Raw genomic sequence first — 21,215 nt, forward strand, 5'->3', positions numbered from 1 at the left:
CGGCCCGCCTCGGTAGTGACGTCGGCGGCGATGGCGCGCACTTCAGCGGCAGCGGGCAGCGCGCGCAGTTCCGCAGCCGCGGCCTGCAGCGCAGCGTCACCGCGGGCGACGATGACCACGTTCACGCCTTCGCCCACCAGCGCCCGTGCGCAGCCCAGGCCAAGCCCCTTGCTGGCGCCGCAGACCAGTGCCCAGCGGCCGGAAATGCCCAGATCCATGCGTCAGTCCTGCAGAAGCGTAGGGAAGATCATTGTCCGCCATCGGCCGGTGACAGGCCGGCAACGAAGTGTTGCAGAGCGGCTGCCACTTCATCGGCATGGCCGAGGAAGGGGGCGTGGCCGCCATGGGCGACGGTCAGCGACTGCCCGCCCGGTACCAGCGCGGCAGCGGCCTGCATTGCAGCGGGAGAGACCAGACGGTCACGCTGGCCGGCAATCCACAGGCTGGGCTTGCCCAGTGCGGGCAGGGCGCCGCGCAGGTCGGTGTTCTCCAGCAGCTGCAGGCCCTCGCGCAGTGCGCGTTCGGTAGGCGCACCGCGTTCGACCAGGCGCTGGCGCAGGGTGCGCAGTTCCTCGCGGGCATGCGCCGAACCCATCACGTCCAGTGCCAGGAAACGTTCCAGGGTGCCACTGAAGTCCTGCGCCAGGTCACGACCGAACTGCTCGAACACTGAGGGCTCCACGGCGTGCGGCCAGTCATCACCGCGCACGAAGCGCGGGGTGGCGGCGATCATTGCCAGGCCACGTACCTTCGGCAGCGTGGCCGCCGCGTGCAGCGCGAACAGGCCGCCCAGTGACCAACCGCACCACACCGCCGGCGGCGTGGCCGTGGCAATGGCGTTGACCACGAACGGCAGACGCAGCGGCGTGCTGTCGTCTCGGCTGTGGCCGTGGCCGGGCAGGTCGACCAGGTGCAGCGTGAACCGATCGGCCAGACGCTGCACCAGCGGCGCAAACACGCCACCCTGCAGGGCCCAGCCGTGGATCAGTACCAGGTCCGGCCCATGGCCGGTCACTTCGATATGCATGGGGAACTACACGATCACTCAGGCCAGCGCCGGCAACGACGGCGGCAGTACTTCGCGCGCGGCAAAGGCCACGCGGTCGCGTGCAACGGCGATGGCTTCGACCAGACCGCGCACCTGTTCGGTGGTGTGCAGCGCGGACAAGGTGACGCGCAGACGCGCCTTGCCCTCCGGCACGGTCGGTGGGCGGATCGCGCCGACCAGCCAGCCGGCCTGTTCCAGCGCCTGCGACATCGCCATGGCGGTGTGGTCGTCGCCACAGAGCAACGGCTGGATCGGCGTTTCCGATGCCATCAGATCCAGCCCATGACGGCGCGCTTCGCCGCGGAACAGTGCAATCAGATCGGCCAGCTTCGCGCGCCGCCAATGATCGCGTCGGGCCAGCCGCACCGCTTCCAGCGCGGATGCCGCCAATGCCGGCGCCATGGCGGTGGTGTAGATGTAGGGGCGTGCGGTTTCGGCCAGATGCTCGATCAGGTCTTCGCGGCCGAGCACCAGCGCGCCGGAACCGCCGAGCGCCTTGCCCAGGGTGACCAGCTGCAGCGGCACATCGTCCACGCCCAGGCCGGCGGTGGCGACCGCGCCACGGCCATCGCCGAGCACGCCCACGCCATGCGCATCGTCCACGTAGAACAACGCCTGCTGCAGGCGCGCGACCAGCGACAGCGCACGCAGCGGCGCGATATCGCCATCCATGCTGAAGACACCGTCGGTGGCCAGCATCGCCGCGCCATCGGGCGCATGCTTGAGCTGGCGCATCGCACCTTCCGCATCCAGGTGCGGGTAGCGGCGCAGACGCGCGCCGGCCAGCCGCGTGGCATCGAGCAGGCTGGCGTGGTTGAGCTTGTCCTGCACGCAGACATCGTTTTCTTCGCTCAGCAGCGCCTGCTGCACGGCCAGGTTGGCGGCGAAGCCACTGCCGAACAGCAGCGCACGCGGGTAACCGAGCCACTCGGCAACTTCGCGCTCCAATGCGTCATGCAGTGCGTGGTGGCCGCAGACCAGATGCGAAGCACCGGCACCGGTCCCTTCACGCGCGGCGGCGTCCTGCAGTGCGTTGACCACGCTGAACTGCTGGGCCAGGCCCAGGTAATCGTTGCTGCAGAAGCCGGTCAGCCAGCGCCCATCGACTTCCAGGCGCACACCATCGCGACGGGTGACCGTGCGCCGTGGGCGGCGACGGCCTTGTGCATCGCGCAACGCGCGCTGGGCTTGGAGGCGGGCGGTGAGGTCGGGGCGTGCCATGGCGGCTGGATGCGGCGACGGGGCGGCTAGGGTAGCGCGTTGCCGCGACGCCTGCTTGGCCGCCGGCTCAGGCCGCGTGGGCGCAGCCGCAGCTGGGGGCATCGGCGCTGATATCGGCATGCACGGTGCCGCCATGGTCGTGACCGTCGGCGTCCACCTGCACCGCCATCGGCTGCAGGCCCAACCGTGCGAACAGGGCCATGTCGCGCTCGCTTTCCGGGTTGCCGGTGGTCAGCAGCTTGTCGCCATAGAAGATGGAGTTGGCGCCAGCCAGGAAGCACAGCGCCTGCAGTTCGTCACTCATCGCTTCGCGACCGGCCGACAGCCGCACCATCGAACGCGGCATGGCAATGCGTGCCACGGCGATCATGCGCACGAACTCGAACGGGTCCAGCTCGGCACTGCCATGCAGCGGCGTGCCGGCGACCTGCACCAGCTTGTTGATCGGCACCGAATCTGGATGCGCCGGCAACGTGGCCAGCGCCAGCAGCAGGCCGACGCGCTGCGCGCGGGTCTCACCCATGCCGACGATGCCGCCGCAGCAGGTCTTCAGCCCCGCATCGCGCACGTGCCCCAGCGTATCCAGGCGATCCTGATACTGCCGGGTGTGGATGATCGAGTCGTAGTAGTCCGGCGCGGTATCGAGGTTGTGGTTGTAGTAGTCCAGGCCGGCGTCCTTCAACGCGCGCGCCTGTTCGCCACTGAGCATGCCCAGCGTGGCGCAGGTTTCCAGGCCCAGCGCCTTCACTCCGGCGATCATCGCAGCCACTTTCGGAATGTCACGGTCTTTCGGCGAACGCCAGGCCGCACCCATGCAGAATCGCGAGGCACCGGCCGCCTTCGCCTGGCGCGCCTTGGCCAGCACCGCGTCGGTGTCCATCAGCTTCTGTGCGTTGACCCCGGTGCTGTAGCGCTGCGCCTGCGGGCAGTACGCGCAGTCTTCCGGGCAGCCACCGGTCTTCACCGACAACAACGTGGAGACCTGCACCTGGGCCGGGTCGAAGTGCTCGCGGTGGACGGCGGAGGCGCGGAACAGCAGTTCCGGGAAGGGCAGGTCGAACAGCGCCTGCAGTTCGTCGTGGTGCCAGTCGTGGCGGATGGCGGTTGCCATGGCGGGACCTTGGAAGGGCTGGAGCGAGGGCGCAGTCTGGGTGGCTCGTGGCGAGCTGTCAACTGTTGAGGATATTGATAAGTTTACATTGCGTCCGAGGTTTAGACTGGGCGCTCACGCAAAGGATTGCCATGAACAACCCATTGATCGCCGTACTGAAGGCCGTGGCGGCGAACGCGCTGCAGGTGACGGCCATTGCCACTGCCTTGATGCTGACCCCCATTCCCGGCATCGCTCTGGCGACGACGCAGTGCGTGCTCCCGGCTGCCGATGGCGATGACATTCCTCCCTCGCCGCCCTCGGTGACGGGGAAGATCGTGAAGATCCACGATCACCGGCTGACGGTCCAGACCAAAGCAGGCTTGGTTCACCGCACTATCGTCAACGATGGCACTGGTCTGTGGACGGTCTATGGCGGCGGTATCGAGGAGACCGACCTGAAGGTGGGGCAGCACGTATTGATCTGGTTGCAGGACTGCAGGCATGCGGAAGAAACGCCGCAGGTCGCCGCTGTCGTGCAAGTCTGTTCGCTTGCCGCTGAAGCATGTGCAGAGCAATAGGGTGTCTTGAGGAGATGAGTATGTTCAGAAGGGGCATATTGCTGACCATCCCGCTGGCTGTGGCCGGCGCAGGACTGACCCTTTGCTCGGCAACGCAGGTGGAGGCGATGCAGACAAGCGCCCCGGATACCACGGATGCCGCAAGTTCCATTGGCCCGACTGCCGCACAGGTCGCAGAAAACGCACGCATCCGCGAGGCGATCTTCAATGGTGAAGGCGGCAATCCCAGGTTCGCCGACTACCCCGTGACAAAGATCTACAGCGGGCCGACCGCATCGCTGGATCTCAGCGATCCACGTGCCCGCATGTTCAGGACGCGCCTGTCTGCAGCCCTGAAGGACGGAGAGGTCGGCTTTGCCGGCGAGTACACGCTGGTGGGCTGGGGTTGCGGAACCAGTTGTGTTTCGATGACCTTCGTCAGCAAGCGCAGCGGCAAGCTGGCTACGCCATCGCTCGGCGGAGAGCTCGGCCCGATGGTGGTCAAGGTTGATCCGCACAGCGCGCTGGTAGTGGCCGAGGGCGGGGAGTTCGACGACAACTACGCAAGGACCGGCAACTTCGCGTTCTTCTACGTGCTGGAAGGACGCGCGCTCAAGTTGATCCGCAAGGTACCGTTGCCGGTGGCGCTGGGCGAGGAGTGAGCGGCTGGATGGCGTTGCAGGTAACTGCCATCGCTACGATGCAGTAAGCGGCCAGCGTGCACGAGCCATGCACCGAGCGGGGCATTGCGTTGAATGCCCGCCCGGCGCATCAGATCACTTCGGCATCAGTACCGTGTCCACGACATGGATCACGCCATTGGACTGCCTGACATCGGCAATGCTGATGGCTGCCTTGCCGCCCTTGGCATCAACCACCCAAAGCGCGCCGTCGTGCAGCTTCACGGTCAGCGGCTCGCCTTCCACGGTTTTCAGCGACACCGTGCCGCCGTGCTTCCTGGCGTCGGTCATCAACTGCTGCGAGGTATGGGTGCCGGCGACCACGTGGTAGGTCAGGATCTTGGTCAGGTCTGCCTTGTGCTCCGGCTTGACCAGAGTGTCGACCGTGCCTGCGGGCAGCTTGGCGAATGCTTCGTTGGTGGGTGCAAAGACCGTGAACGGTCCTTTGCCATTGAGCGTGTCCACCAGCCCGGCGGCCTTCACGGCGGCCACCAGCGTGGTGTGGTCCCTGGAGTTGAGGGCGTTCTCGACGATGGTCTTGTTGGGGTACATCGCAGCGCCACCGACCATCACCGTGTCGGCGGCGAAGCTGACCGAGGCGGTGCCGCAGAGCACAGCAAGGCTGGCGGTGAGGGCGATACGTTGAAGAAGAGCGTGCATGGTGCGTCTCCTGGGTACTTCCGCCCCCGGCATGGGGGCATGGAAGGTACGCAGCAGGCAGACCAGCAGATGCACCGCCGTACCCGGAAACGCGCGCGTTGGCTGCACGGTTCAGCGATGAGACGCCGCCGTGAGCGGCCGGCCAGCGTCCGCTCCGGGCGCCCAGCGTCTGCAGTCAGCCTTGTTTGAAGACCGTTCGCTGGCCGATCGTGCTGGTCTTGCTAGCGGCGGACCGGCCCAGCCCGGGAATCAGGAAATCAGCGGGGCTGCGACCATGCTTGGTCTTCTCGGCAAGCCAGCGCGGCATCCGGCCGCGGCCCGACCACGTGTTGCGCTTGTTGTCCGGATCGCGGTACTTGGCGGCTACCTTGCCGGGCTTGCGTCGTGCGGCGGGTTTTCTCGCCGGCGCCGTGGCCTCGGCGGGCGCGGTGCCGATCAGTTCCTCGATCGTGTAGCCGCACTGCGCAGCGAAGGCGATCAGCTTGCGGCGGACGACGGCCACGGGGCGGCGGCTGGCGACCAGCGCCCTCCGCTGCTCGGCAGCAGTCACAAGGGCGTTCAGTTCGCGCAGGCTCAGGTGTTCAACGTCGATAGTCATGCTGCGGAGAGTCAGGACATCCTGGTTGCCTGTCAAGCGGCGGATGCCACGATCCTTCACGCTGGATCGGCTCTCCCGGGCCCCGGGAATGATCGCTTGACGCGCCAACGCGCGCGCCATGAAGATCTACCCCTTCAATCCGGCCGTCAGGGATCGTCCATGTCCGGTTTCATCGGTGATCTGTTGGAAGGGATAGCCAGCTTCGTCTCCGATGTATGGCTGCTGCGTCGGCAGCGCACCAGCAGGGGCCGGGCGCAAAACACCTGGAAAGAAGACGCAGCGGACATCGCGCTGTTTGATATCCGGGTGATCGGGCTGTCGATTCTCGCGCTCGCCGCCGCCACACTCATGTTCTTCGTGCTCGGGTTGCCGCTCTGGATAAGTCTGGTGCCCGTGGTCGCAGGGGCCGTTTACTTCGGCTACCGGTGGATCGCGCTTACGCGTGCCTGACGTCGATCCGTTCGGAGTTTCGTCCACAGCGCTGTCCGACTGCGTACAGCCTCGACGGAGACAGAACAAGCGCTGTTGACAAAGAAACTGCGGCGATGGAATCTGCGCCGCTATGCGCTGAACAGGCGCTTCAACGGCGAGCCATATGCAACAGGGAATGATGCAGGGGATGTGGGGACGGCGAGTGTTGATCAGCTCGTTGATCGGCTCGCTGCTGGCGGTGGGGATGCTTGCAGGAACGGCGCAGGCACAGACCTTCGACCCGCGCGCCCACAAAGGGCCGCAGCACGGGGTGCCGAACGAAGTGATGGTGCTCGGCAGCGCGCACCTGGCGGTACTGCCGAAAACCTTCGATCCCTCATCGCTGGGTACCCTGATCGACCGGCTCGCAGCGTGGCAGCCGAAGGCCATTGCGATCGAAGCCGTTTCGGGCCAGCAGTGCGACATGCTGCGGCGATACCCCTCCCGCTACCGATATACGGTGAAGGACTACTGCCCCGATGTTTCGGCGGCGGAGAAAGCAACGGGTCTTGATGTGGCGGCAGCGAACGCGGCGGCAGACAAGATGCTGGCGACCTGGCCCGCACATCCCACGGCCGCGCAACGGCGCACGCTTGCCGCTACGTTCCTGGCCGCCGGCGAACGCGATTCGGCACTGGTGCAATGGCTGCGCCTCCCCGAAGCGGATCGGCAGGCAGGCGACGGCCTGGACCAGGATCTGGTTGCGGTGCTGGAAGCGCTGCGCGTCAGCCGCAATGAAAACACGCTCATCGCCGCAGCCCTCGCCGTCCGTCTTGGCCACGAGCGGTTGTGGCCGATGGATGACCACAGCTCCGACCAGTTTGGCCCCGATCCCAAGGCCTATGCAGCTGCGGTCAGGAAGGCCTGGGACAACCCGGCGACCAAACAGCGGGGAACGATGTTCGGCACCCTGGAAGTGCAGGTCGATACCCCGCAGAAGGCACTGGCGATGTATCGCCGCTACAACGCACCTGACGTGGCATCGGTCACCTTCCAAAGCGACTACGGTGCCGCGCTGGAGGAACCGTCTCCGCAGGGCTACGGGCGCCTTTACGTCACCTCGTGGGAGACGCGCAACCTGCGCATGGCGGCGAACATCCGCGACCTGATGGGACCGACTCCGGGAATGCGTACGCTGGTGATTGTCGGCGCCTCACACAAGGCGTACCTGGATGCGTACCTCGAGCAGATGCACGACGTACGGATTGTCGACGTGCAGCCGCTCCTGAAATAGCCCGCCAAGGACCGGCGGCTGCATGAGGCACGCTGTTCCCGATCAATGCCCGTTTCCTCGCCATGAAGGATCAGCGATGAGACGCCGCCGTGAGTGGCGCGCCTCCTCGTCATTTCGCCCTGATCAGGAACACGCGGAAGTCTGTCCCTTCTGACCCGGCTGGGACGCTGCAAGCCATTCCCATCTTTGCAAGATTCCGCTCCCAGAATGCGTGCGCAGTATGGTCCTTGCGGAATGTGGCCAGCAACCATTCCCCCGTTGTTGGCCGAACAAGGTCTGCAACCACCGCAGACGCAATGCCTTTACCCCGATGCTTTGGAAGGATGAACAGATCCGCCAACTCTGGCACGCGCCGCCCCTGGAACTCGACGTCATCCACCTGGACGAATCCACACAGCAGGCCATCGAGCCAGAGCAGACGGGTCCACTCGGGCTCTTCCTGCAGCCGGGCCTGGACATCGGCAAGTGCGCAGTCGTAGAGACCATCGGCACGGATCTCCTCATCACTCCAGGCCGAAGCTTCGAAGTAGTACAGCTGCATCAGTCTGAAGACCACATCCGCGTCCTGCGCGGTTGCTTTGACAAGCGTCAGTCCGTCCATGCGGCAGAGATCCGTCCAGGGCAACCGTGCCCATAGTGATGATAGCTGGCGCCAGATCCGCCGGGATGGTTTGCCGCGCCCTCGGACAGTTCGGGCGTGATGATCACCCGCGATCCCTTCGATCGCGCCCGCCCCCACGTGACCTATTTCTCGGCCAAGCGCGGCCCGGGCATCCGCGTGGTGGAGGGCAAGCGCGCGGTAGCGGGTGCGATGCAGGCTTACGGCCGCGCAAGACGCGGTCCCCAAAGGCCAACGCTCGCTGTACTGACATGCATGCAGCCCTTTCACCGATGGGCAGCCTGCGCTTGCAGGGCGATGCTGCGGCATGCGCTTCCCACTGCCTTCTGCCCTTGGTGAACCATTGCAGGCTGCCTTTGGCCTGCTGCTGCCCCTGCGCTGCCTGGTCTGCAGCGAGCGCGGCCATGACACCCTCGATCTCTGCCCCGCCTGCCTCGCCGAGCTGCCGTGGGCGGGTCGCGCCTGCCTTCGCTGCGCGCTGCCGCTACCAGATGAAGCCCTGCCCATCTGCGGGACCTGCCGCGACGATCCACCAGCGCAGGCCGCGACCCATGCCAGTCTGTTGTACCTGCCGCCGGTCGATCAATTGCTGGTCCGCTACAAGTTCCATCAGGATCTGGCTGCCGGACGCCTGCTTGCGCAGTTGATGTTGCGCAACCCGCCGCCATGGTCGTGCGCGCCGCTGGTACCCGTGCCACTGCACCGCAAGCGGCTGCGCCAGCGTGGCTACGATCAGGCCGCGGAGCTGTGTCGCCTGCTGCGGATGCCGACGTGGCGCGGATTGTATCGTCGTCGCCATACCGCGCCGCAGTCCGAACGCAGCGCCGAGCAGCGCCGCGACAACCTGTTCGACGCCTTCGATGTGCGCGGCGCCGTCCCAGCGCGGCTGACCATCGTGGACGACGTGATGACCACCGGCAGTACCGTGCTGGAGATTGCAGAGACCTTGCGGCTGGTGGGCGCAGGAGAGGTGCGTGCGTGGGTCTGCGCTCGCGTTCCGTGATCGCCCCTTTCATCCGCAAGGGCTAGGATGGCCATGAACCCGGATCGAAGGAGTGGTCATGAATTCCCCCTTGTCTCCCTTGTTGTCGGCCGTTGGACGCAGCTGGTGGATCCTGCTGCTGTACGGTCTGGTCGCGCTGGGCTTCGGCATCATCGCGATCGGCTGGCCGATGTCGGCGGCCATCGCGCTGGCGTGGACGCTGGGTGTGATGGCCATCGTCGAGGGCGTCATCAGCCTGCTGGCGCTGATCACCGGTGCCAGCGGCGCCTCGCGCGGCTGGCTGCTGCTGTACGTGGTCGCCTCGCTGGGCTTCGGCATCCTGGCCGTGATCAATCCGCTGGCCACTGCCAGCGTGCTGGTGCTGTTCCTGGCGGCATGGCTGCTGGTGGCGGGTATCTACCGCATCGTCTTCGCCATTCGCGTACGCAAGCAGATCCAGGGTGAGTGGCTGCTGATCCTCAGCGGTGTGCTGGCCATCGTGCTGGGCCTGCTGTTTGCAGCCAACCCGTATGCCGGCGTGGCGGTAACCACGTTGTGGATCGGCATCGGCAGCCTGCTGTACGGCGTGCTGCAGGTGCTGGTGGCGTTCAAGCTGCGCAAGCTGCGCTGAGGGCTGCTTTGCTGCGGCAGCGCGATGGGTAGCGTCGACTGAAAGTCGCGCTTTGATCCAGCCATGTGACCTCCGCGCTGCGCGCGGAGGTCGACCAAGGTCGACCGCTACCGGGCGAACCCGGCTTCGATCTCTTCCAGCGAGCGGCCCTTGGTTTCCGGCAGCCACAACGCGGCCACCAGGAAGAACACGAACGTGCAGCCCGCCCAGAACAGGAACATGCTGGCGTAGCCGTAGTGCCCCACCGTCGGCAGGAAGATCGCGGCAATGGTGGTGGACACGAACTGGTTGATCAGCAGCGCGATGCTCATGCCGTTGGAGCGGATGCGGTTGGGCATCAGCTCGGACAGCGCCAGCCATACGCACACGCCGGGGCCAACCGCGAAGAACGCCACGAACACCAGGATGCAGGTGGCGACGGCCCAGCCATGCGCGGGCGGCGGGATCGGGCCGATGCGTGCCTGCTCGATGCGCAGCGGTGCCTGCGCGGCACTGGCCGGGTCGGCGAACGGATTCAGGTGCAACGTGCGGAAGAACGCGCCGATGACGCTGTCCGGCTGCACGGTGCCGGCGCGTTCGATGCGCAGCTCGCGGTCGGTCAGGTTGTCGCTGCGCAGGGCGCGCACGTTGGTGAAGTCGCCATAGGCGTAGGACACGGTCAACTGCAGTGGCCGGCCCTCGGGGTCGATACCCCTGGCAAGACGCTGCCACTGCACGTCATCGAGTACCAGCTGAAGGCCATCGCCACTTACTGCGGCCTGCAGCTGCGGCTGCACGTCGGCGCGGCCACGTTCGGCCTGGAAGAACAGCGTTGCTGCGGCCAGCAAGGCAACGCAGATGCCACCGCTGCCCAGCATCAGCAGGAACTTGCGGCCCTTGCGGTCGACCAGCAGCAGCGCGACCACGGTCATCACTGCATTGAGCAGCTTGATCGCCACGTCGGCGCCGTTGGCGACCGAGCCGGACAGGCCTGCCTGGTTGAGGATGTTCACCGCATAGGCCAGCACCGAGTTGATGCCGGTGGCCTGGGTGCAGGCCAGCACCACGCAGGCCAACACGAACGGCACCACGTAGCGGCGGCTGAGCAGCGGGTCGCGCTTGCCGCTGCTGCTGCTCGATTCCGGCGCCTGGATCTGCGCCAGCGTGGGCTCGACGTCGGCAGCGGGCAGCACGCGTTGCAGGCTGCGGCGGGCATCATCGATACGGCCACGGCGCACCAGCCAGCGCGGCGATTCGGACAGCCAGAAGATGCCGGCGCAGAACAACAGGCCCGGCGCCAGGCAGGTCCAGAAGATGGTGCGCCAGGCGTGGTCCTTCACCGTGAACAGTTCCTGCGCCTGCTGCGCGACCGGCAGCGAGCGCACCGCTTCTGCGGCGGCGTCCACGGCATGCGCGTGGTACAGGCCGATCAACGCTGCCAGCACCAGGCCGACGGTCAGCAGCAGCTGGAACATCGCCGCGCCGCGACCGCGCCGCTCGGGGCTGAGCACTTCGGCCAGGTACAGCGGGATGACCACGCCGATCAGGCCACCGCTGACACCCTGCAGCAGGCGCCCCAGCAGCAGCGGGGTGTAGCCCGACGCCAGCGCCATGATCGGGATGCTGGCGGTGAACAGGATGCCGGCCAGCAGCATCGCACCGCGACGGCCTATGAGGTCGGCGATCATGCCGGCGAACAGCGAGGACAGCACGCTGCCCAGCAGCACCGCGGCGACGACGAAACCGAGCTGCTGGCTGCTGAGCTGCCAGGCGTGGCTGGCGGTGGCTTCAAGGTAAGGCAGGGCGCCGGCGATGATGCCGATGTCGATGCCGTACAGCAGGCCACCGAGGCCGCCGATGAAGAGCAGGTAGCGAACGGGCCAGCGCGGGGCGGTGGAAGCGGGTACGGCAGGTGCAGTGGCTGCGGTCATCGACTCGTTCCTGGACTAACGGGATGGTGCGTGGCTGATGCAATGCGCTTGCGCGCTTCGTGTAGAGCCGAGCCATGCTCGGCTTGCCGCGCAAAGCGCGGCGCGGACGTCGTCGATGTCGGTGCGAAAAGCAGCCGAGCATGGCTCGGCTCTACAGACGTGCGTCGCCTAGTGCAGGTCGATCACACGGCCACCGACCACGACCTGTTGCAGGCGCAGTTCCGCATCCAGCACCACCAGGTCGGCACGGGCGTCGGGCGCAATGCGGCCGCGATCGCTCAAGCCCAGGTAATCGGCGGGGAAGGTGGACACGCGTTGCGACGCGTCAGCCAGTTCCAATCCCACCTGCACCAGATTGCGCAGCGCCTGGTCCATGGTCAGCGCGCTGCCGGCCAGCGAGCCGGTGGCCAGGCGCACGCAGCCGCCGCACTTGTGCACGCGTTGCTCGCCCAGCGCGTACTCGCCATCGGGCATGCCAGTGGCGGCGGTCGCGTCGGTCACCGCGTACAGGCGTGGAATCGCGCGTGCGGCCAGACGGATCACGCCGGGGTGGATGTGCTGCAGGTCGGGAATGATCTCGGCGTACTGCGCGTGCGCCAGGGCAGCCGCGGCGATGCCAGGCCGGTAGTGGTCGACGCCGGTCATGCCGTTGAACAGATGGGTGAAGCCGGAAGCACCCGCCTGCAATGCGGCCACGCCTTCCTCATAGGTGCCGGCGCTATGGCCGAGCTGCACGCGGATGCCGAGTGCGGACAGCGCGGGAATCAGCGCAGTGTGCTCGCCGATCTCGGGCGCCAGCGTCATCACCCGGATCGGTGCCAGTGCGTGCAGCTGCTGCACCAGCGCCATCGTCGCCTCGATCGTGCGGTTGGGCTGTGCGCCCAGGCGCTGCGGGCTGATGAAGGGGCCTTCCAGGTGCACGCCGGCGATGCAGGCGGCATCGGCATCGGGCGCTGCCATCGTGGCCGCAACGCCCTGCAGCGCGTATTCGATCTCGTCCAGGCCGGCGGTCATGGTGGTCGCCAGCAGCGTGGTGGTGCCGAAGCGTGCATGGGTGCGGGCGATGGTGCGGGCCACATCGCCGCCCTGCATCAGGTCCACGCCGGCCGCGCCATGCACGTGCAGGTCGATGAAGCCGGGCAGGATCACCGGCAGCTGCGGGTCATCGCCGCCGCTGTGGTCGTCCACCTGCAGCTGGCGCACGTGCGAATCGAACTGGACCTGACCGCGACGCCAGCCCAGCGGAGTGAGGATGCGGCCGTGCAGGGAGCGGGTATCGGTCATGCGGGGGGCTCGGCGATGATCACTTCGATGCCCAGCCGCTGCAGCCCTTCGCGGGTTGCCTCGTCGATGCCGGCGTCGGTGATGATGGCGTGGATCTGATCGAGGCGGGCGATGCGGTGCAGGCTGACGCGGCCGAACTTGGAGGCGTCGGTGAGCACCACGATGCGCCGCGCGCGTTCGACCATGCGGTGGTTGAGGCGGGCTTCGGCTTCGTCGTGGGTGGTCAGGCCGAACTGCAGGTCCAGGCCATCCACGCCCAGGAACAGCGTGTCGAAACTGTAGGAGTTGAGGCTGGCTTCGGCCTGGCTGCCCTGCAGCGACAGCGATTGCTGGCGCAGCAGGCCGCCGGTCAGCAGCACGGTGATGCCGGCGGCGTTGGCCAGTTCCCAGGCGATGTTCAGGCCATTGGTCATCACCGTCACATCGCGGTGATCGCGCAGGTGGCGGGCCAACGTCATCGTGGTGGAGCCGGAGTCGATGATGATGTTGTCACCGGCCTGCACCAGGCGCGCGGCCGCCGTGCCGATCGAGTCCTTCAGCGGCAGGTTCAGCGCATCCTTTTCATGGATGTCCTGCTCCTGCGGCGGCGTTCGCACCAGCGTGGCACCACCGTGGGTACGCGTGGCCAGCCCCTGCGATTCGAAGTGGGTCAGGTCTGCACGGATGGTCACCGCCGACACGCCGAAGCGCTCGACCAGATCGGCCACCTGCACCGAGCCGTGCTCGATCAGCAGCTGCAGGATCTGTTGCCGGCGGGAGCGGGTGTTGCGCATGGCCATTCTCGGTTTCGCAGGGAAAGGTAGAGATTAGCCGTTCGCAAGTACGGCGGCAGCCGAACGTGCGTTGTGCTTGCGGGATCCGGCCTGGTTGGCGCTGCAGGCGCGGGCGTATTCGCTCAGGCACAGGCCGATGCGATGCTGCACCAGGGCGGTAGGCGTATTGGCCAGGGTGCCCTCGCGCACGGCGCGGTACTGCTCCGGCAGATACTGGCTGAGCAGCACCAGCGGTGGCGCGTGCTGTTCCAGGTTTGCGAACAGCGTCTGCACGGCCTGCAGCAGCGCCGGCTCGCCCCAGTAGTAGCGGCAGCGGTCGCTGAAGGAATAGCTGCGCAGCAGGCGCAGTGTCGCCTCGTCGCCCTGGTAATAGGACTGCCAGGACTTCGGCTGCGCCACCATCACCTCGTCCAGCACCTGCGGCAGGCGCGAGCACTGCGCGGCGGGCAGCAGCTCGGCTTCGATGGCAGCCAGCGCGAACAGCGCTTCGCGGTAGGCGAAGGTGGCCGCGGGGCCGACCTTGAGGATGGCGAAATGGTCGCGCACCAGGGCATGCAGGCCGCTCTCGCGCTGGTAGTCGGTGGAATGCGCTTCGAACACGATGCGCGGCTGCTGCTCGAGGAAGTCGGCCAGTTCACTGGCGGCGGCAGCGTCGTACTCGTGCACGTTGCTGTGGTCGAAGTCCACGCCTGGCTGTACCACCATTGCCAGCACGCGCTGCCATGCATCGCGCAGCTGCGGGGTATCGAAGGCCTGCTGGTGGATGGCCAGGGTCTGTGCGGCCGCGGCCGGCGTGGTCACCTGCAGGCCGCCGGCCAGCGAGGCTTCGCCACCGGGAATCGGCACTTCGGTGCCGATCACATAGACCGGCGGCGGCAGGCCGTGTTCGGCGGCGGTGCGCTCGGCGATTTCAGCCAGCTCGGCCGAACGTGCAGCGACGATGGCATCGGGCAGCGGCACCGGGTCATCGGCGCAGGACATGCTGCAGTCCAGGTGGATCTTGTGGAAACCAGCGGCGACGTAGGCTTCGATCAGCACGCGCGCATGGGTCATCGCTTCGGCAGCCGGGCGTTTCTGCCAGGCATTCGGGCCGAGGTGGTCGCCGCCGAGGATCAGGCGCTCGCGCGGGAAGCTTTCTTCATCGGCCAAGGTGCCGACGTAGTCGCGGTACTGCGGCGGGGTCATGCCGGTGTAACCGCCGAACTGGTCGACCTGGTTGGAGGTGGCTTCGATCAGCAGCACGGTATCGTGCGCCAACGCCACGTGCATGGCCGCACGCAGCACCTGTTCGTTGCTGCAGCAGACGCTGTACAGGCCGACGTTGGCACCGGCGCGGTGGGAGGCAAGCAGGGTCTGCAACGGGGACATGGTCAAGCTCCGGTCAATCAGGAAAACGAGGGTTGGCAGGCCAGCAGGGCGGCACCGCGTGCGCCACCGGCATCACCGAAGCGCGGTGGCACGATGGGTGGCACCTGCACGCCGTTGAACAGATGCGCGGCGATGGCCGCAGGCAGCAGCTGGTACAGCGGTGCGTACTGGGAAAGACCACCGCCGAGCACGATCACGTGCGGGTCCAGGGCCAGCACCAGTGCAGCCAGGCTGTGGCCGAGCAGGTCGCGGTGGATGTCGAGCGCCTGCCGTGCACGCGCATCGCCGGCTTCGGCCAGGGCGATCACCACGCTGGCATCGGCAGCGCTGCCACCGAGGTGGCGCTCGATCATCGCCAGGCCACTACCAGACACGTAGCGTTCCACGCAGCCTTGCAGGCCGCAGGCGCAATCGATCAACGGCAGGCCATGGCGCTGCAGCAGGTGCCCTGGCACGCTCCAGTGGCCCCATTCGCCGGCCAGGCCGTTGAAGCCGGACAGCAGGCGTCCCTGCAGGCAGAAGCCGCCACCGGCACCGGTGCCGAGGATGGCGCCGAACATGCTGGGGTAGCCATCGGCGGCGCCGCCATGCGCTTCAGAGAGCGCGAAACATTGCAGGTCGTTGCCGAAATGCAGCGGGCGCTGCAGGCGTGCCTGCAGATCGGCCGCCACGCATTGGCCGGTCAGCGCAGGAACATTCGCGCTGAGCTGGCGGCCGCTGCGACGATCACGCACGCCGGGCAGGGCGATGCCGATGGACGCATCGCTGCGACCCAGCGCGGCATCGGCCTCAGCGACCAGTGTCACCACCGCCTGCAGGAAGCCGTCGTAGTCACCCTGCGGGGTGGCCACGCGGCGCCGCCAGGTGACCTGCATCGCCGCATCGCACACCACCAGCTCGATCTTGGTGCCGCCGATGTCGATGCCATAGCAGGCGTTGGCGATCAGCTCAGCCATGGTGGATGGTGACACCCTTGACCACGCGGTTGACGGTGCCGTCCGGGAACGGATTGTCCGGGGTCAGGCCAAGTGCGGCCGAACGCTGCAGCGCGTACAGCTGCGCAAAGCCCAGCCACACCGGCGCAAGCCACGGGTCATCCAGGGCAGGCACGGTGAGGGTGTAGTCATCATCGGCGCCGATATCCGAATGCGGGCCGATCGACAATACCTGGCCGGCCACGCCATCGCGGCGCAGTTCTTCCAGCAGATCCTGCTCGTAGCGGCGCGCCAGCGGCTGCCCGCTGCGCAGCACGACGACCAGGGTGGTGCCGTCCAGCGTGGACTTCGGGCCGTGGCGGAAGCCGAGCGGGGTGTTGGCCAGCGCCAGCACGCGGCCGGCGGTCAACTCCAGCACCTTCAACGCGGCTTCGCGTGCGAGTGCTTCCAGCGGGCCGCTGCCAAGGTAGATGACCCGGTTGAACGGGCGCTGCGCCAGCGCGGCCACCTGTGCGTCCCACTGCGCCAGGCCTTCGCGGGCGAGACCAGCAATCTGCTTCAGGCGCCCGATGCGCGCATCCCACGGCGAACGATCGAACACAGTCAGCGCGGCCAGCAGCATGCAGGTCAGGCTGCTGGTCATGGCGAAGGCGCGGTCGCAGCTGGCCGACGGCATCAGCAGGGTGCAGGTGTCGGCACGGCCGGCGCCGCGACGGGCCAGTTCGCCATCGGCATTGCAGGTGATGTCGAGGAAGCGCGCATCGTCCACGTCGCTGCGCACGCGGTCGACGGCGGCAACGCTTTCGGGGCTGGAGCCGCTGCGGCCGAACGACACCAGCAGGGTCGGACGGTCGCGCTGCAGGTACAGCGCCGGGTGGGTGAGCAGGCTGGTGGTGTGCACCACGCGCACCTCGGCCGGCCACTGCGCGTTGATCGCATCGGCCACCATTTCGGCGATGAAGCCGGAACTGCCGGCGCCGGTGAACAGCACGCGCTGGTTCGGGTCATTGAGGCTGTCGCCGAGGAAGGCCTGCAGGCGGTCGCGGGCACGCGACAGATCCTGCGCAAGGGCTTCCCACAGCGCCGGCTGCTGGGCGATTTCTGTAGCGGTATCGGCTCCGCCGCGGCGCTGCCAGGCGGACACATCGGAAAGCAGGGTGACGTCCATTCGGAGGTTCCAGTTGGGCCAGCGCACCATCTGTGTTTTCTTTCGAAATGTCAAATACCGAAAGTAAAAAGAAAGATATTGCGGCGCTGACTTTCACGGTGCTGCAGGCCGCGGAAAACGAAAGAAACCGCCATATGCCGTATCGCACAATGCTTAACAGGGGCCTGCAAGCGCTTACACAAAGTATTGCAGCGCAACAACTTTCGTTTCATATAAATATATCTTCCTTTTTCCTTTCAATTTGTTGACATCTTTCGAATCGCTGCCCTAGAGTCGGCCCAACCGCTTTCGAAACGCCCGGTGAACGGGTTGGGAGTCCGTGTGGAAATCTGCGTTCGTCGTTCGCCACTGCTGCTGGCCCTGTTGCCGGCATTGCTGTCGGCGTCCCTGTCGGCCCAGGCCGCACCGGTCGGCAACCTGCGCTCGGTCAGCGCCAGTGCCAGCACCGACGGTGTAAGTGGCTGGGACCTGCAGACCGACAACGGCACGCGCATCCGCATCGAACTGCCGGCCACCGACATCATCCGCGTGCAGGCCGGCCGCAACGGCAAGCTGACCGGGGCCGGCGACAAGGCCGCGCCGATCGTGCTGCCGCAGCCCAAGGCCAACGTGCAGGCGCAGCTGGAAGAAGACGCGCAGGAGATCCGCGTGCGTACCGCTGCACTGGTGCTGCATGTGCAGCGGCAGCCGCTGCGCCTGCGCCTGGAGCGCCTGGACAACGGCCAGCCCACCGCGCTGTGGCAGGAACTGCAGCCGTTGGACCTGGATGCCGCGCAGAGCGTGCAGGTGTTGTCTTCGCAGGCCGATGAAGGCTATTACGGTGGTGGCCAGCAGAACGGCCGCTACCAGTTCAAGGGCCGCGAGCTGGAAGTCTCGTACTCCGGCGGCTGGGAAGAGGGCGATCGCCCGAGCCCGGCACCGATGCTGCTGAGCAGCCGTGGCTGGGGCATGCTGCGCAACACATGGAGCGATGGCAGCTACGACCTGCGACAGAGCGACCAGGCCACCCTGCTGCATCGCGAAGACCGCTTCGATGCGTACTACTTCGTTGGCGCCGATCTGCCGAAGCTGATCGAGCGCTACACCCAGTTGACCGGTCGCCCGAACATGGTGGCGCGCTGGGCGCTGTCCTACGGCGACGCCGATTGCTACAACGACGGCGACAACAGCAAGAAGCCCGGTACCGTGCCCGAAGGTTGGAGCGACGGCCCGACCGGCACCACCCCCGATGTGATCGACAGCGTGGCCAAGCAGTACCGCGCCAACGACATGCCCGGCGGCTGGATCCTGCCCAACGATGGCTACGGCTGCGGCTACAAGCAGTTGCCGGAAACCGTGAAGGGCCTGGCCGGGTATGGCTTCCGCACCGGCCTGTGGACCGAGAACGGCGTCGACAAGATTGCCTGGGAAGTGGGCAAGGCCGGCAGCCGCGTGCAGAAACTGGACGTGGCCTGGACCGGCAAGGGCTACCAGTTCGCGATGGACGCCAACCGCCAGGCATTCAACGGCATCCTCGACAATTCCGATTCGCGCCCGTTCCTGTGGACGGTGATGGGCTGGGCCGGCATCCAGCGCTATGCCGTGGCCTGGACCGGCGACCAGAGCAGCAGCTGGGATTACATCCGCTGGCATGTGCCGACCCTGGTGGGTTCGGGCCTGTCCGGCATGGCCTACGCCAGTGGCGATGTCGATGCGATCTTCGGCGGCAGCGCCGAGACCTTCACCCGCGACCTGCAGTGGAAGGCGTTCACGCCCGTGCTGATGGGCATGAGCGGCTGGTCGTCGAACGCACGCAAGCACCCGTGGTGGTACGACGAGCCCTACCGCAGCATCAACCGTGATTACCTGAAGTTGAAGATGCGCCTGACCCCGTACATGTACGGGCTGGTGCACGAGGCCGCGCAGACCGGTGCACCGCCGGTGCGTGGCCTGATGTGGGACAACCCGCGCGATCCGCACGCGCAGGATGAAACCTACAAGTACCAGTTCCTGCTCGGCCGCGACCTGCTGGTAGCACCGGTGTACCGCAGCCAGGCCGCCAGCCGTGGCTGGCGCCGCGACATCCACCTGCCGGCCGGCGGCTGGATCGACTACTGGGATGGCCGCCGCGTGCAGGCCACCGCCGATGGCCGCCAGCTGGACCGCCAGGTGGACCTGGCCACGCTGCCGGTGTTCGTGCGTGCCGGTGCGATCCTGCCGATGTACCCGTCGATGCTGTTCGACGGCGAGAAACCACTTGATGAGGTGACCTTCGACCTGTACCCGCAGGGCGATTCGCAGTACACGCTGTACGAAGACGATGGCAACACGCGCCGCTATCAGCAGGGCGAGTCGAGCACGCAGAAGATCACCGTGCAGGCGCCGGCGCAGGGCAGTGGCCCGGTGCAGGTGCAGATCGATGCGGTGCAGGGCCAGTACAACGGCCAGCTGGCGCAGCGCCGCTATGGCCTGCGCGTGCTCAGCCGGCAGGCGCCGCGTGCAGTGCAGTCCGCCGGCCGTACCCTGCCTGCGCTGGCCGATGCGACCGCGTTCAACAGCGCCAACGAGGGCTGGTACTTCGACGCCAAGGAGCGTCGCGGCACCCTGCACGTACGCACCGCAGCGCAGGACATCCGCCAGCCGCTGCAGTTGCAGCTGGACTTCGCCGTCGCCGCAGCGGCCACTGACGATGCCTACCCGGCCGCACCGGTGCTGGGCCGCGAACTGCCGGCCGACAGCCTGCTGGTGGTCAACCGCCCGGCCGAAGAACCCGGCCATGCGCTGGAAAATGCCTTCGATGATGATCCGGCCACGTGGTTCCGCAGCGTGCGCAACCAGGCCGTGCGCACCGGTGCCCATGAGTGGGTGATCGGCTTCGGCGAACGCAGGATGATCGACGGCATCGACATCGCACCGCGCAACGACAAGAACTGGAAGCACGGCCAGGTGCGCGACTACGAGGTGTACCTCGGCGACAGCAATGGCGAGTGGGGCGAACCGATCGCCCGCGGCCACCTGCAGTTGAAGGAAGGCGTGCAGCGCATCGACTTCCCGGCCCACGCCGGTCGCCTGCTGCGCTTCCGCGTGCTGAGCGTGCAGAACCCCGAAGGTGATGGTGCCGGCAGTACCGATCCGATGGTGACTGCTGCGCAGGGCAGTGCGCGTGCCTTCGATGCACTGCAACCGCGCGACGTCGGCCCGATTGCGCTGTCCACCTTCCACATCCTTGAACACCAGGAACCGGAGCGGCCGGCCCGGCAGCGCTATCTCTCCGAGCTGCCGGTGCCGGCCGCGCTGGCCAGCCAGGTGCGCGCCGACAAGGCGTTCACTGGTGACGCCGGCATGCGCATGAACGGCCTGCAGTTCCGCCGTGGCCTCGGCGTGGCCGCCAACAGCCGCATCGACCTGCGCCTGCAGGGTGGTTGGCGCCTGCTGCGCGCCGACCTCGGCATCGACGACGCCTGCCGCACGGCCGGTGGCCTGCAGTTCCAGGTCTGGGGTGACAACCATCTGCTGTATGACAGCGGCCTGGTGAAGGCACCCGGCGTGGTCAAGCCTGAGCTGGACATCCGTGGCCTTTCCACCCTGAGCCTGCGCACGCTGGGTGCGCAGGGCAGCCAACCCGCCCAGGTCTGCGCCAACTGGGCCAACGCCGTGCTGATCGGCCAGGAGGGCGACTCCGCCAGCATCGTCGCCCCATGACCGCCACGTAACACCGCTCCTCCCCCGCCCATTCCGACTACGGCTTCACCACGACTGTGGGGGCCGTGGCCCGGGAGCGTTTTGCCCGCCGATCCACCATTCGCGCCGCACCCCTGCCAGGAGAGAACCCCGATGTTGCCCGCCCGCCACCACCGCCCCCCCTGTCGCTCGATCGCACCGCTGTCGCTGGCCATCGCCGGCGTGCTGCTGTCGGTCGCCGTTCCTGCCTTCGCCCAGGAGAGCAAGGACAAGGCCACCGACCTGGCCCGCATCGAGGTCACCGGCTCCAACATCCGCCGCAC

At 67.0% G+C, this 21,215-nt stretch carries 20 protein-coding genes; 7 read left to right on the plus strand and 13 right to left on the minus strand.

Translation table 11 applies throughout. The features are described from left to right. From DBR20_RS22785 to bioB, 4 genes are all read right to left on the minus strand, one after another. Window positions 1-218: SDR family NAD(P)-dependent oxidoreductase (locus DBR20_RS22785; RefSeq protein ID WP_258223241.1), on the minus strand; the 218-nt coding region annotated here is incomplete at its 3' end. Window positions 219-247: 29 nt separating this feature from the next. Next, entirely contained in the window at window positions 248-1,027 is a 780-nt protein-coding gene (gene bioH, locus DBR20_RS07590; RefSeq protein WP_108265753.1) for a pimeloyl-ACP methyl ester esterase BioH, read from the minus strand. Between the two features lie 18 nt (window positions 1,028-1,045). Continuing rightward, window positions 1,046-2,269 (minus strand): 8-amino-7-oxononanoate synthase, encoded by a 1,224-nt coding sequence (gene bioF / locus DBR20_RS07595; RefSeq protein WP_108265754.1) that lies wholly within the window; start codon window positions 2,267-2,269, stop codon window positions 1,046-1,048. A gap of 67 nt (window positions 2,270-2,336) precedes the next feature. Continuing rightward, window positions 2,337-3,380 (minus strand): biotin synthase BioB, encoded by a 1,044-nt coding sequence (bioB, locus tag DBR20_RS07600; RefSeq protein ID WP_108265755.1) that lies wholly within the window; start codon window positions 3,378-3,380, stop codon window positions 2,337-2,339. Between the two features lie 131 nt (window positions 3,381-3,511). Here bioB and DBR20_RS07605 point away from each other — a divergent pair, with 131 nt between their 5' ends. Next, entirely contained in the window at window positions 3,512-3,940 is a 429-nt protein-coding gene (locus DBR20_RS07605; RefSeq protein WP_108265756.1) for a hypothetical protein, read from the plus strand. 107 nt (window positions 3,941-4,047) lie between these two features. Next, window positions 4,048-4,581 (plus strand): hypothetical protein, encoded by a 534-nt coding sequence (locus tag DBR20_RS07610; RefSeq protein WP_219927801.1) that lies wholly within the window; start codon window positions 4,048-4,050, stop codon window positions 4,579-4,581. Between the two features lie 114 nt (window positions 4,582-4,695). On the opposite strand, the gene DBR20_RS07615 is transcribed toward DBR20_RS07610, so the two are convergent. Both DBR20_RS07615 and DBR20_RS07620 read right to left on the minus strand, forming a co-directional pair. Beyond that, entirely contained in the window at window positions 4,696-5,259 is a 564-nt protein-coding gene (locus DBR20_RS07615; RefSeq protein WP_108265757.1) for a fasciclin domain-containing protein, read from the minus strand. 175 nt (window positions 5,260-5,434) lie between these two features. Then, window positions 5,435-5,917, minus strand: coding sequence for an H-NS histone family protein (locus DBR20_RS07620; protein ID WP_258223242.1), 483 nt, complete (start codon window positions 5,915-5,917; stop codon window positions 5,435-5,437). A gap of 99 nt (window positions 5,918-6,016) precedes the next feature. Between DBR20_RS07620 and DBR20_RS07625 the strand changes: the two genes are divergently transcribed. Both DBR20_RS07625 and DBR20_RS07630 read left to right on the plus strand, forming a co-directional pair. Next, entirely contained in the window at window positions 6,017-6,307 is a 291-nt protein-coding gene (locus DBR20_RS07625; RefSeq protein ID WP_108265759.1) for a hypothetical protein, read from the plus strand. A gap of 199 nt (window positions 6,308-6,506) precedes the next feature. Next, window positions 6,507-7,562: a DUF5694 domain-containing protein gene (locus DBR20_RS07630; RefSeq protein WP_258223243.1), complete on the plus strand. Its 1,056-nt coding sequence runs from the start codon at window positions 6,507-6,509 to the stop codon at window positions 7,560-7,562. A gap of 109 nt (window positions 7,563-7,671) precedes the next feature. Here DBR20_RS07630 and DBR20_RS07635 read toward each other — a convergent pair whose 3' ends face one another. Then, window positions 7,672-8,163, minus strand: a complete 492-nt coding sequence (locus tag DBR20_RS07635) for a GNAT family N-acetyltransferase (RefSeq protein ID WP_108265760.1) — start codon at window positions 8,161-8,163, stop codon at window positions 7,672-7,674. A gap of 325 nt (window positions 8,164-8,488) precedes the next feature. Between DBR20_RS07635 and DBR20_RS07645 the strand changes: the two genes are divergently transcribed. Both DBR20_RS07645 and DBR20_RS07650 read left to right on the plus strand, forming a co-directional pair. Continuing rightward, window positions 8,489-9,184 (plus strand): ComF family protein, encoded by a 696-nt coding sequence (locus DBR20_RS07645; protein ID WP_108265762.1) that lies wholly within the window; start codon window positions 8,489-8,491, stop codon window positions 9,182-9,184. Window positions 9,185-9,242: 58 nt separating this feature from the next. Beyond that, a complete protein-coding gene (locus DBR20_RS07650; protein WP_100462082.1) occupies window positions 9,243-9,794 on the plus strand; it encodes an HdeD family acid-resistance protein in 552 nt (183 codons plus the stop codon). Window positions 9,795-9,901: 107 nt separating this feature from the next. Here the strand turns inward: DBR20_RS07650 and DBR20_RS07655 are convergent, their stop codons facing one another. The 6 genes from DBR20_RS07655 to DBR20_RS07680 form a co-directional block, all read right to left on the minus strand. Next, on the minus strand, window positions 9,902-11,704 hold the full coding sequence (locus DBR20_RS07655; RefSeq protein ID WP_108265763.1) for an MFS transporter: 1,803 nt from the start codon (window positions 11,702-11,704) through the stop codon (window positions 9,902-9,904). A 168-nt stretch (window positions 11,705-11,872) separates the two neighbouring features. Then, complete coding sequence (locus tag DBR20_RS07660) at window positions 11,873-12,988, minus strand: amidohydrolase family protein (protein ID WP_108265764.1); 1,116 nt, start codon at window positions 12,986-12,988, stop codon at window positions 11,873-11,875. Continuing rightward, the gene (locus tag DBR20_RS07665) at window positions 12,985-13,761 is read right to left on the minus strand and encodes a DeoR family transcriptional regulator (protein WP_108265771.1); all 777 of its coding nucleotides are present in this window, start codon (window positions 13,759-13,761) and stop codon (window positions 12,985-12,987) included. Before DBR20_RS07665 ends, DBR20_RS07660 begins: the two co-directional genes overlap by 4 nt. A 33-nt stretch (window positions 13,762-13,794) precedes the next feature. Continuing rightward, complete coding sequence (locus tag DBR20_RS07670) at window positions 13,795-15,129, minus strand: D-tagatose-bisphosphate aldolase, class II, non-catalytic subunit (protein ID WP_108265765.1); 1,335 nt, start codon at window positions 15,127-15,129, stop codon at window positions 13,795-13,797. A 17-nt stretch (window positions 15,130-15,146) separates the two neighbouring features. After that, window positions 15,147-16,085, minus strand: a complete 939-nt coding sequence (locus tag DBR20_RS07675; protein WP_108265766.1) for an ROK family protein — start codon at window positions 16,083-16,085, stop codon at window positions 15,147-15,149. Continuing rightward, entirely contained in the window at window positions 16,078-17,232 is a 1,155-nt protein-coding gene (locus DBR20_RS07680) for an SIS domain-containing protein (RefSeq protein WP_108265767.1), read from the minus strand. Before DBR20_RS07680 ends, DBR20_RS07675 begins: the two co-directional genes overlap by 8 nt. A gap of 321 nt (window positions 17,233-17,553) precedes the next feature. On the opposite strand from DBR20_RS07680, the gene DBR20_RS07685 reads away from it, so the two are divergent. Next, a complete protein-coding gene (locus tag DBR20_RS07685; protein WP_108265768.1) occupies window positions 17,554-20,913 on the plus strand; it encodes a TIM-barrel domain-containing protein in 3,360 nt (1,119 codons plus the stop codon). Window positions 20,914-21,215 lie beyond the last annotated feature (302 nt).

Origin of the sequence: Stenotrophomonas sp. HMWF023 (assembly GCF_003060985.1) — a bacterium.
GTDB lineage: Bacteria > Pseudomonadota > Gammaproteobacteria > Xanthomonadales > Xanthomonadaceae > Stenotrophomonas > Stenotrophomonas lactitubi.

Bases quoted from the DNA above. Each gene is read 5' to 3' on its own strand.
- bioH (WP_108265753.1), bottom strand. From the start codon at position 1,027: ATGCATATCGAAGTGACCGGCCATGGGCCGGACCTGGTACTGATCCAC.
- bioF (WP_108265754.1), bottom strand. From the start codon at position 2,269: ATGGCACGCCCCGACCTCACCGCCCGCCTCCAAGCCCAGCGCGCGTTG.
- bioB (WP_108265755.1), bottom strand. From the start codon at position 3,380: ATGGCAACCGCCATCCGCCACGACTGGCACCACGACGAACTGCAGGCG.
- DBR20_RS07605 (WP_108265756.1), top strand. From the start codon at position 3,512: ATGAACAACCCATTGATCGCCGTACTGAAGGCCGTGGCGGCGAACGCG.
- DBR20_RS07610 (WP_219927801.1), top strand. From the start codon at position 4,048: ATGCAGACAAGCGCCCCGGATACCACGGATGCCGCAAGTTCCATTGGC.
- DBR20_RS07615 (WP_108265757.1), bottom strand. From the start codon at position 5,259: ATGCACGCTCTTCTTCAACGTATCGCCCTCACCGCCAGCCTTGCTGTG.
- DBR20_RS07625 (WP_108265759.1), top strand. From the start codon at position 6,017: ATGTCCGGTTTCATCGGTGATCTGTTGGAAGGGATAGCCAGCTTCGTC.
- DBR20_RS07635 (WP_108265760.1), bottom strand. From the start codon at position 8,163: ATGGACGGACTGACGCTTGTCAAAGCAACCGCGCAGGACGCGGATGTG.
- DBR20_RS07645 (WP_108265762.1), top strand. From the start codon at position 8,489: ATGCGCTTCCCACTGCCTTCTGCCCTTGGTGAACCATTGCAGGCTGCC.
- DBR20_RS07650 (WP_100462082.1), top strand. From the start codon at position 9,243: ATGAATTCCCCCTTGTCTCCCTTGTTGTCGGCCGTTGGACGCAGCTGG.
- DBR20_RS07655 (WP_108265763.1), bottom strand. From the start codon at position 11,704: ATGACCGCAGCCACTGCACCTGCCGTACCCGCTTCCACCGCCCCGCGC.
- DBR20_RS07660 (WP_108265764.1), bottom strand. From the start codon at position 12,988: ATGACCGATACCCGCTCCCTGCACGGCCGCATCCTCACTCCGCTGGGC.
- DBR20_RS07665 (WP_108265771.1), bottom strand. From the start codon at position 13,761: ATGCGCAACACCCGCTCCCGCCGGCAACAGATCCTGCAGCTGCTGATC.
- DBR20_RS07670 (WP_108265765.1), bottom strand. From the start codon at position 15,129: ATGTCCCCGTTGCAGACCCTGCTTGCCTCCCACCGCGCCGGTGCCAAC.
- DBR20_RS07675 (WP_108265766.1), bottom strand. From the start codon at position 16,085: ATGGCTGAGCTGATCGCCAACGCCTGCTATGGCATCGACATCGGCGGC.
- DBR20_RS07680 (WP_108265767.1), bottom strand. From the start codon at position 17,232: ATGGACGTCACCCTGCTTTCCGATGTGTCCGCCTGGCAGCGCCGCGGC.